The 9,702-nt window shown below is 64.8% G+C and carries 8 protein-coding genes; 2 read left to right on the top strand and 6 right to left on the bottom strand.

Annotated elements, in window-relative coordinates; all coding sequences use genetic code 11:
* Positions 1 to 102 precede the first annotated feature (102 nt).
* Complete coding sequence (gene ubiA, locus FJ988_RS30440; RefSeq protein ID WP_140823036.1) at positions 103 to 1,086, bottom strand: 4-hydroxybenzoate octaprenyltransferase; 984 nt, start codon at positions 1,084 to 1,086, stop codon at positions 103 to 105.
* A 51-nt stretch (positions 1,087 to 1,137) separates the two neighbouring features.
* On the bottom strand, positions 1,138 to 2,049 hold the full coding sequence (locus FJ988_RS30435) for a LysR family transcriptional regulator (protein WP_140823034.1): 912 nt from the start codon (positions 2,047 to 2,049) through the stop codon (positions 1,138 to 1,140).
* 90 nt (positions 2,050 to 2,139) lie between these two features.
* On the opposite strand from FJ988_RS30435, the gene FJ988_RS30430 reads away from it, so the two are divergent.
* Together FJ988_RS30430 and purD are read left to right on the top strand one after the other, a co-directional pair.
* Positions 2,140 to 2,934 (top strand): phytanoyl-CoA dioxygenase family protein, encoded by a 795-nt coding sequence (locus FJ988_RS30430; RefSeq protein ID WP_407067745.1) that lies wholly within the window; start codon positions 2,140 to 2,142, stop codon positions 2,932 to 2,934.
* Positions 2,935 to 3,095: 161 nt separating this feature from the next.
* Complete coding sequence (gene purD / locus FJ988_RS30425) at positions 3,096 to 4,376, top strand: phosphoribosylamine--glycine ligase (protein ID WP_140823030.1); 1,281 nt, start codon at positions 3,096 to 3,098, stop codon at positions 4,374 to 4,376.
* On the opposite strand, the gene FJ988_RS30420 is transcribed toward purD, so the two are convergent.
* From FJ988_RS30420 to FJ988_RS30405, 4 genes are read right to left on the bottom strand one after another with little or no spacing between them, the layout of a single operon-like run.
* Positions 4,373 to 5,743: an alpha-glucosidase/alpha-galactosidase gene (locus FJ988_RS30420; protein ID WP_140823028.1), complete on the bottom strand. Its 1,371-nt coding sequence runs from the start codon at positions 5,741 to 5,743 to the stop codon at positions 4,373 to 4,375. The two genes, purD and FJ988_RS30420, sit on opposite strands and share 4 nt — an antisense overlap.
* Positions 5,744 to 5,764: 21 nt before the next feature.
* Positions 5,765 to 7,435, bottom strand: coding sequence for an ABC transporter ATP-binding protein (locus FJ988_RS30415; protein ID WP_140823027.1), 1,671 nt, complete (start codon positions 7,433 to 7,435; stop codon positions 5,765 to 5,767).
* A 10-nt stretch (positions 7,436 to 7,445) separates the two neighbouring features.
* Positions 7,446 to 8,597 carry an ABC transporter permease gene (locus tag FJ988_RS30410; protein ID WP_140823025.1) on the bottom strand — a complete coding sequence of 384 codons (1,152 nt, stop codon included), beginning with the start codon at positions 8,595 to 8,597 and terminating at the stop codon, positions 7,446 to 7,448.
* Positions 8,598 to 9,605: an ABC transporter permease gene (locus tag FJ988_RS30405; protein WP_140823023.1), complete on the bottom strand. Its 1,008-nt coding sequence runs from the start codon at positions 9,603 to 9,605 to the stop codon at positions 8,598 to 8,600.
* Between the last annotated feature and the right edge of the window lie 97 nt (positions 9,606 to 9,702).

The raw sequence follows: 9,702 nt of genomic DNA, 5'->3' as shown, positions 1-9,702 counted from the left end.
CAGGGAAAGCCAACGGCTCACTCCGCTGGAACACCCCTCATCCGTCTCGGCGCTGACGCGCCGATCCACCTTCTCCCGCAAGGGGAGAAGGAAAAAGAGCCGCTACACCAGCGGCTTCAGCCAAATCCATACTGACCCGCCGATCAGGCCGAGGAAGATCAGCCAGCCGACCTGGTTGTTCGACAGGAACAGTTTCAGGCATTGATCGCCATTATTGATGTCGAGCCGGATGATCTGGCGCGCCATATGCGCGCCGGCGGCGATTAGTCCGGCCAGCGCCACCACCGGCACCTGCGCCGAAGCAAAGGCGATGGCGAAGCAGATCAGCGCGCCGCCATAAAGACCGGTGAGCCAGAGCTTGGTGCTGTCGCCGAACAGCCGCGCCGTCGAGCGCACGCCGACGATGGCATCGTCTTCCTTGTCCTGATGCGCATAGATTGTGTCGTAGCCGATCACCCACAGGATCGAGCCGATATAGAGCATGATCGCCGGGCCATCGATGTCGCCGAACTCGACCGCCCAGCCCATCAGCGCGCCCCAGGAGAAGGCCAAGCCCAGCACGAATTGCGGCCAGTTGGTGATGCGCTTCATGAACGGATAGACCGCCACGATCGCCAGCGAGGCGATGCCGAGTGGAATGGCGAAGCTGTTGAACTGCAACAGTACGGCGAGACCTACCAGCGCCTGGATGATGACGAAGATCCAGGCCTGGCGGCGCGTCACCTTGCCGGCCGGCAGCGGCCGTGAGCGCGTGCGTTCGACCTGGTTGTCGATGTTCTGGTCGGCGATGTCGTTATAGGCGCAGCCGGCGCCGCGCATGGCGACCGCGCCGATGAAGAACAGCAACAGGTACCAGGGCGCCGGCAACAGCGTCAGCAGCGGATCGGTCGGGCGCGGATAGGCGCCGGCGGCGAGCGCCGCCGACCACCAACAGGGCCATAGCAAGAGCTGCCAGCCGATCGGCCGGTCCCAGCGCGCGAGCTGGGCATAGGGCCAGAACCAGCGCGGCAGCAAGCGGTAGACCCAATGGCCGCTCGGCGCGTCGGCGACGCGGCCTTGGGCTGCTTTGGACTGGATGGTTTCCATCGTGCTGGAGTGGCAGTCGCGGCACGCGCCGTCAAGCGGCCGCATTGTCGCTCATGCTTTGAAAACATCGTGTGAGGCAAACCAGGTTTTCGCTGTCTCGATGAAGGCAAGTGCTGCCTTCGACAGGCGCCGGCGCGTGTCGTGGGTCAGGATGATCCGCTGCATCGGCAGCGGGTCGGAGATGGGCTTGCAGACCAGCGGGAGGCCGTCATAGCTCTTGTCGCCGAAAGGCCTCGTATAGCTGACGGCGACGCCGAAGCCGTTGGCCACCATCGAGCGCTGCAATTCGAACGAACTTGTCGTCGTGCGGGCGAGGGGCGCAAGGCCCCGGCTGAGGAACAGGTCCAGCATATGCTGCCAGCTATGCGGCTGGTCGGTGGTGATCAGCGGATACGAAGCCAGCTCCGCCAGGCTGACGCTCCACTTGTCGGCCAGCACATGGCCGGCGGGCAAAAGCGCATGCGGCCGAAGCTCATGCAGAAGCACGCGCTTGAAATGCCCGGGAAGGCCGAGATCGTAGGTCAGGCCGAGATCGACCGCGCTGTCGGCCAGCCGCCGCCCCAGCGTCTCGAAGCTCTCGTCGCGGATGACGACGGTGACGGCCGGGCAGCGCTCGGCGAAGGCGCGCATCAGCGCCGGCGCGAAATAGGGCGCCAGGTCCTCGAAACAGCCGAGCACCAGCTCGCCGCCGACATCGGCCTCGCGCGATCCGAGCGCGGCGAGCTCGTCCGCCTCGCCCAGCACCTGCAACGCCTTCGCCACGGCGCCGCGGCCGAAGGAGGTCAGCGCGACGCCGCTGCCGCGCTGGCGCACGAAGATTTTATGGCCGAGCGCATCCTCGACATGGTCGATCGCCACGGAAATCGAAGGCTGCGACACATTCAGCGCCTGGGCCGCCATGGTCACGCTGCCATAGCGGGCCACGGCAACGACATAGCGCAATTGGGTGAGTGTGAATTTCATAGGAGAAAACTATAAGCAGGATGACAAGTTATTATTTTACGTGATGTGACGCTCTTGCGATAGTCGGTCATCGAACAGCAGGAGAGAATGATGGCCAGCCCCAAAATCGATGCCGCGACGATTGCCGATTACCAGCGTGACGGCGCGGTCTGCATCCGCGGCGCCTTCAAGGCCTGGGTCGACGTCATCGCCGAAGGCATTGAGCGCAACATCCGCGATCGCAGCGCCACCGCTTCCGACATCGCCGGCGGCAAGGGCAGCTTCTTCGACGACTACTGCAACTGGGAGCGCATCCCGGAATTCGTCCGGATTGTCAGGGAATCGCCAGCCGCCGAACTCGCGGCCTCGGTCATGCAGTCGCGTACCGCGCAGTTTTTCCACGATCACGTCCTGGTCAAGGAGCCGGGCACGCAGAAGCCGACGCCCTGGCACCAGGACATCCCCTATTACTTCGTCGACGGCAGCCAGACGGTGAGCTTCTGGATCCCGATCGATCCGGTGAAGGAGGCGACGCTGAGGCTGATCGCCGGTTCGCACAAATGGGAAAAGATGGTGCTGCCGGTGCGCTGGCTGAACGACGACAATTTCTATGCCGGCGAGGGCGACTACCGGCCTGTGCCCGATCCCGACAACGATCCGTCGATGAAGGTGCTGGAATGGGAGATGGAGCCGGGCGACGCCATCCTGTTCGATTTCCGCACCGCGCATGGCGCGCGCGGCAACCTGACCTCGGCCCGGCGCCGGGCGCTGTCGCTGCGCTGGGTCGGCGACGACGCGCACTACGTCGAGCGTCCCGGCCGCACCTCGCCGCCCTATCCGGGGCACGACATGAAGCCCGGCCAGAAGCTGCGCGAGGACTGGTTCCCCGTCGTCTACCAGAGCTGAGCTTTCGTCCGACCCCACCTCCGTTGTGCACGGCTCATCACAACTTGATGAAGGCCATGTTCCCGTGCGCAACTGCCGGCAAAATGCCAATGTGCCTTGACCCGTCGCCCGCGGATCAATAGCGGGTTCAAGGCAGAGACGATCGGCAGCAAGAGGTGGCCATGAACGTTCTTCTTCTCGGCTCGGGCGGCCGCGAACATGCGCTGGCCTGGAAGATCGCCGCCTCGCCGCTTTTGACCAGGCTTTATGCCGCGCCCGGCAACCCCGGCATCGGCAAATTGGCCGAACTGGTCAAGCTCGACGTCGCCGACCATGCCGCCGTCGCCGCTTTCTGCAAGGAGAAAAAGATCGACCTCGTCGTCGTCGGTCCGGAAGGGCCGCTGGTCGCCGGCATCGCCGACGATTTGCGCGCGGCCGGCATCCGCGTCTTCGGTCCGTCCAAGGCGGCCGCGCGGCTCGAAGGCTCGAAGGGCTTCACCAAGGACCTCTGCGCAAAATTCAACATCCCGACGGCCGCCTACGGCCGCTTCGGCGATCTTGCCTCGGCCAAGGCTTATGTCGCGAAGGTCGGCGCGCCGATCGTCATCAAGGCCGACGGGCTCGCCGCCGGCAAGGGCGTCACCATCGCCATGACGCTGGACGAGGCGAACGCCGCGCTCGACGCCTGTTTCGAAGGCGCCTTTGGCGCGGCCGGCGCCGAAGTGGTGGTCGAGGAATACATGACCGGCGAGGAAGCGAGCTTCTTTTGCCTCTGCGACGGCACCACCGCGCTGCCTTTCGCCACCGCGCAGGACCACAAGCGCGTCGGCGATGGCGACACCGGCCCCAACACCGGCGGCATGGGCGCCTATTCGCCGGCGCCGGTGATGAGCCCCGAGATGACCGAGCGCACCATGCGCGAGATCATCGAGCCGACCATGCGCGGCATGGCCGAGCTCGGTGCGCCCTTCGCCGGCATCCTGTTCGCCGGGCTGATGATCACCGGGCAAGGCCCGAAGCTGATCGAATACAACACCCGCTTCGGCGATCCCGAATGCCAGGTGCTGATGATGCGGCTGAAGGACGATCTGCTCGTCCTGCTTAACGCCGCCGTCGACGGTCAGCTCGCGCATATGTCGGTGCGCTGGTCGGACGAGGCGGCGCTCACTGTGGTGATGGCGGCGCGCGGCTATCCCGGCACGCCGGAAAAAGGCTCGGTCATCCGCGGCCTCGAAGAAGCCGAAGGCGACGGCGCCCAGATGTTCCACGCCGGCACCGCCATCAATGGCGGCGCGCTCGTCGCCAATGGCGGCCGCGTGCTCAACGTCACCGCATCCGGCAAGACGGTCGGCGATGCGCAGGCAAAGGCCTACGCCGCGGTCGAGCATATCGACTGGCCACAGGGCTTCTACCGCCACGACATCGGCTGGCAGGCGGTTGCGCGCGAGAAGGCGAGCGCCTAGGCAGCCACGCTCTTCCTCCCGCCGCGCGCCCAGGCCGGCAGCCAGTCGCCATGCGCGGCGAGCAGGTCGTCGACCAGCGACCAGATCTGATCGAGGTCGAGCTCGGCCGCGGTGTGCGGGTCCATCATCGCGGCATGGTAGATATGCTCGCGGTTCTCGCTGATCAGCGCCCTAACCGTCAGCTCCTGGACATTGATGTTGGTGCGGATCAGCGCCGACAGCTGCGGCGGCAGGTCGCCAATGTAAGTAGGCTGGATGCCCGACGCATCGACCAGGCAGGGCACTTCCGCCGCGCAATCGGCAGGCAGCGAGGTGATGCAGCCATTGTTGCGGACATTGCCGTAGATCACCGACGGCTCGCCGGTCCACACCGAGTTCATGATCGATGAGGCATATTCCTTTGACTGCGTCACCTCGATGCGGTCGGCCGAGCGATAGGCCTCCGCCTGGCCCTTCCAGCGCTCGATCTGCTCGATGCAGCGTTTCGGATATTCATCGAGCGGAATGCCGTATTTCTCGATCAGGTCGGGGCGGCCGTCCTTGATGAAATAGGGCGTGTACTCGGCGAAATGCTCCGAGCTTTCGGTGACGAAATAGCCGAGCCTGGTCAGCATCTCGTAGCGCACCTTGTTCGGGCAGCGTGGGTTCCAGCCGGGCTTCGGCGCGCGGCCCTCGCGATAGGCGCGCACCAGGTCGGGATAGAGGTCGCGGTAGGAGCCGTCCGGCTGGCGATGCTCGAATTTCAGATAGAAGGCCATGTGGTTGATGCCCGCCGAGCGGTAGCGGATCTCGTCATAGGGAAGGTCGAGGTCGTGCGCCAGTTCCATCGCCGTGCCTTGCACCGAATGGCAGAGCCCGACCTGCTTGATCGTCGGGTACTTCTCGGCGATCGCCCAGGTGTTGATCGCCATCGGGTTGACGTACTGCAGCATGACCGCCTCGGGGCAGACGGCCAGCATATCCTCGCAGATCTTCCAAAGATGCGGCACGGTCCTCAGGCCCCGCATGATGCCGCCGACGCCGAGCGTGTCGGCAATCGTCTGGCGCAGGCCGTATTTCTTCGGCACCTCGAAATCGGTGACGGTGCAGGGCTCGTAGCCGCCGATCTGGAAGGCGACGACGACGAAATCGGCGCCGGCCAGCGCCATTTTCTGGTCGGAATAGGTCTCGGCCTTCGCCTTGACACCCAGCGTCGCGATCAGCTTGTTGACGACGATGGCGCTTTCTTCCAGCCGCTGCGGGTTGATGTCCATCAAGGCGATCGTCGCGCCCGACAGCGGGGGGCGCTGCAGCACGTCGCCGACGATGTTCTTCATGAACACCGTCGAGCCGGCGCCGATGAACGTGATCCTGGGATTCTTTGCCACTTCTAAACCTCCGGCACTTTGCTACGCCACGTCGAAGGCGGCCCTGACGAGCCGTTCGGTGTAGGCGGTCTTGGGATTGGAAAGGACTTCGTCGACGGGTCCCTGTTCGACGATCTTGCCGTGCTGCATGACGATGACGCGATGGCAGAGCGCGCGCACCACCTTGAGGTCGTGCGAGATGAAGAGGTAGCTCAGGCCGCGCTCGTCCTGCAGCTTGCGCAAAAGGTCGATGATCTGCGCCTGCACCGAAAGGTCGAGCGCCGATGTCGGCTCGTCGAGCAGGATGAATTCAGGCTCCAGCGCAATGGCGCGGGCAATCGCGATGCGCTGCCGCTGGCCGCCGGAAAATTCATGCGGGAAGCGCGACAGGATATCGCCCGGCATGCCGGCGCTGATAAGCGCCTCGCGCACCCGCTCGACGCGCTCGCGCCGCGTTGCGCCGATCCGGTTGACGACCAGCCCTTCCTCGATGATCTGGCCGATCGTCATGCGCGGATTGAGCGAGGAGAATGGGTCCTGGAACACGACCTGCATGCGCGAGCGCAGCGGCCGCATCTCGGCCCGCGACAGGCTTTGGATCGGCTGGCCGTCGAAGCTTATTTCACCGCGCTTGGTGTCGGTCAGCCGGATCAGCGCCTGGCCGAAACTGGTCTTGCCGGAGCCGGATTCGCCGACCAGCCCGAGCGTCTCGTGGCGGCAGAGTTTCAGGCCGAGATCGTCGACCGCTACCAGCTCGCGCCAGTCCGGCTTCATGAAGCTGCCGTGGCGCAGCATGTAGGAGACGCGCACGCCATTGGCCTCGAGAATGGCGCCGGACCCTTCCGGCAGCGGCTGCGGGCGGCCATGCGGCTCGGAGGCAAGCAGCCGCTGCGTGTAGGGATGCTGCGGATTGGCGAACAGGCGTTCGGTGAGATTGTGCTCGCGCATCTCGCCATGCTGCATGACATAGACATAGTCGGAGAATTTGCGCACCACGGTGAGGTCGTGGGTGATCAGGATCACCGCCATCTTCAGCTCTTTCTGAAGGTTGCGGATCAGGTTGAGGATCTGCGCCTGTACAGTGACGTCGAGCGCCGTGGTCGGCTCGTCGGCGATTAGCACGTCCGGATCGTTGGCCAAAGCCATGGCGATCATCACGCGCTGGCGCTGTCCGCCCGAGAGCTGGTGCGGATATTGTTTCAGCCGCGCTTCCGGCTCGGGGATCTGGACATGCTTGAGCAACTCCAGCGCGCGTGCCCAGGCTTGCCTGCGGCTCACCTTGCGATGCACGCGGATCGCCTCGACGATCTGGCTGCCGACCGTGTAGATCGGATTGAGCGAGCTCATCGGCTCCTGGAAGATCATCGAGATGCGGTTGCCGCGCAATTTGCGCCGCGCGCTTTCGGCGAATTTCAGGATGTTCTGCCCGCAATAGTCGATGCTGGAGTGCGGCGACACGGTCGCCCGCCGCGACAAGAGGCCCATGACGGTGCGCGCCGTCACCGACTTGCCGGAGCCGGATTCGCCGACGATGGCGATCGTCTCGCCGCGATAGAGCTGGAACGAGACGTCCTTCACCGCCTCGACGGTGCCGTGCTCGACCTTGAAGGCGACCTCGATGTTGCGCGCGTCTATGATTGGCTGCTCATGGCGGACCTCATGGTCGAGCCTGAGGGCCGGTGCGAAATTGTCGGCGAGGGCGGTCGTCGTCATCCCGGCCACCTCAATAGGGATCGACAGCATCGCGCAGGCCGTCGCCCAGCGCGTTGAAGGCAAAGACGGTGACCAGCACGAAGCCGACCGGCGACAGGATCCAGGGATAGGTGCCGATGACCGAATAGGTCGCGGTGTCCTGCAGCATCAGGCCCCACGAGATCAGCGGCGGCTTCACCGCGAAGCCGAGGAAGCCGAGAAAGGCTTCGAGCAATACGACCGTCGGGATCGCGATCGTCACGGCGACGATCACATGGCTCATCACATTGGGGAAGATGTGCTGCAGGATGATGCGCCGGTCGGTGGCGCCGACCGCCATGGCGGCGCGCACATAGTCGATGCGCGCCAAGGCCAGCGTCTTGCCGCGCACCTCGCGCGACATCTGCGCCCAGCCCAGCGCCGACATGACGATGATGACGAAGCCCAAGAACACATTGGTCGGCGCGGTCACCGGGATCAGCGTCGTCAGCGCCAGATAAAGCGGCAGCTGCGGGAAGGCGAGCACCAGCTCGACGAAGCGCTGCATCCAGACGTCGAAGCGGCCGCCGAAATAGCCGGAGACCATGCCGACCGTTGTGCCGATAAGCGTGATGATGAAGACCACCGTCAGCGCGATCATCAGCGAGACGCGCGAGCCGTGAATGGCGCGCGACAGGACATCGCGGCCGAACTTGTCGGTACCGAGGAAATGCACCGGCTGGCCGTCCGTCGAGGCGAAGAAATGCCGGTCGGCCGGGATCAGCCCGAACAGTCTGTAGGGCGCGCCTTCGGCGAAGAAGCCGAGCAGGCGCGGGTGGTCGTAGTCGGGGCCGACAATCGGCTGGAAGGTGACCGGATCGAGATCGGCGGAATCGGCCAGCGCATAGACCCGCGGCTGCCAGACGAAATTGCCGTCCTTGTCGTGGAAACTCATCACCTGCGGCGGGGCGAAGGCGACATCGGTCGCCTTCGGGTCCATTGGCGCCAGAAAATCGGCGAAGATAGCCATGATCAAAAGCAGCATCACCAGGATCAGCCCGGCCATGCCGGTCCAGGAACGCTTCAGCCGGCGCCAGACCAGCGCGATGTAGCTTTCGTTGCCGCGCATAGGCGCGGCGACGGTGACGCCTTCTGCGGGCAAGGGCGTAGGGGATGGGGGCGGGGAGGGGTCGCGCGCCAGCATCTAGCGCTCCCCGAACTGGCGCACGCGCGGGTCGAGCAGGACCAGGAGCATGTCGGCGATGATGTTGCCGACGATCAGCGTCGCCGACAGCACCATCATGAAGGTTGCCGTGACATAGACGTCGCCGACCGCCATCGAGCCGACGATCGCCGGGCCGACGGTGGGCAGCGCGAAGATGATTGCCGTCTCGATCTCGCCGGTCAGCATATAGGGCAGCACCACGCCCTGATACATGATCAGGGGATGCAGCGCGTTGGGCACGGCGTGGCGCATGACGACGGCGCCGCCGGTCAGGCCCTTGGCCTTGGCAGTCTCGACATATTGCATGTTCAGCGTGTCGAGCAGATTGCCGCGCATGACGCGCATATTATAGGCGAGCCCGCCGAAGGTCGCGATCGCCACCACCGGCCAGACATGCTTCACCAGATCGACGAACTTCGCCCACGACCATGGCGCGCCGCCATATTGCGGCGAGAAGAACGAGCCGATCTCCGAGACGTTGAACTGGAAGACGAGCAGATAGACGATGATCAGCGCCATCAGGAAGCGCGGCACCGTCATGCCGAGGAAGGAGATGACCGAAAGCACCGAGTCGACCCAGCTGTACTGCCTGGTCGCCGCCCATATGCCGAAGGTGATGCCGAGGATGGAGGCGAGCAGGTGGCAGACCAGTGCCAACAGCAGCGTGCGCGGCAGCCGCTCGCCGACCACGTCGGCCACCGGCTTGTTGTAATAGAGGCTGTAGCCGAAATCGCCGCGGGTGACGATGCCGCCGATCCAGTTGAGATATTGCACCGGCAGCGGCTTATCGAGGCCGTGCTCCACCCTGTAAGCTTGCGCCTGAGCCTCGGCTTCCGCGTAAGAGGCGCCGCCCTGATTGATCAGCTGCGATTTGATGTAGTCGGCATAGTCGCCCGGCGGCGCCTGGATGATGGCGAAGGTGACCAGGCTGAGGATGGCGAGAACGGGGATCGCAGAAGCGATGCGCATGAGCAGGAACCGCAGCATCGGATCGTTCGCCTTCTTGTCTGCCCGCCGCTCCCTCGGGTGCGTTCGGAGGTTTCGTTTGTCCGGCCGCGCCGCGGCGCGGCCGGGCGTCTCGTCA

Source organism: Mesorhizobium sp. CU3 (assembly GCF_006442965.1).
Taxonomy (GTDB): Bacteria; Pseudomonadota; Alphaproteobacteria; order Rhizobiales; family Rhizobiaceae; genus Mesorhizobium.
Note: the sequence above shows the minus strand (reverse complement) of the source record. Positions and strands in the feature narration are given on the sequence as shown.

What these genes read in the sequence shown, in the direction of transcription:
- ubiA (WP_140823036.1), bottom strand. Translation starts at nt 1,086, where the DNA reads ATGGAAACCATCCAGTCCAAAGCAGCCCAAGGCCGCGTCGCCGACGCG.
- FJ988_RS30435 (WP_140823034.1), bottom strand. Translation starts at nt 2,049, where the DNA reads ATGAAATTCACACTCACCCAATTGCGCTATGTCGTTGCCGTGGCCCGC.
- FJ988_RS30430 (WP_407067745.1), top strand. Translation starts at nt 2,140, where the DNA reads ATGGCCAGCCCCAAAATCGATGCCGCGACGATTGCCGATTACCAGCGT.
- purD (WP_140823030.1), top strand. Translation starts at nt 3,096, where the DNA reads ATGAACGTTCTTCTTCTCGGCTCGGGCGGCCGCGAACATGCGCTGGCC.
- FJ988_RS30415 (WP_140823027.1), bottom strand. Translation starts at nt 7,435, where the DNA reads ATGACGACGACCGCCCTCGCCGACAATTTCGCACCGGCCCTCAGGCTC.
- FJ988_RS30410 (WP_140823025.1), bottom strand. Translation starts at nt 8,597, where the DNA reads ATGCTGGCGCGCGACCCCTCCCCGCCCCCATCCCCTACGCCCTTGCCC.
- FJ988_RS30405 (WP_140823023.1), bottom strand. Translation starts at nt 9,605, where the DNA reads ATGCTGCGGTTCCTGCTCATGCGCATCGCTTCTGCGATCCCCGTTCTC.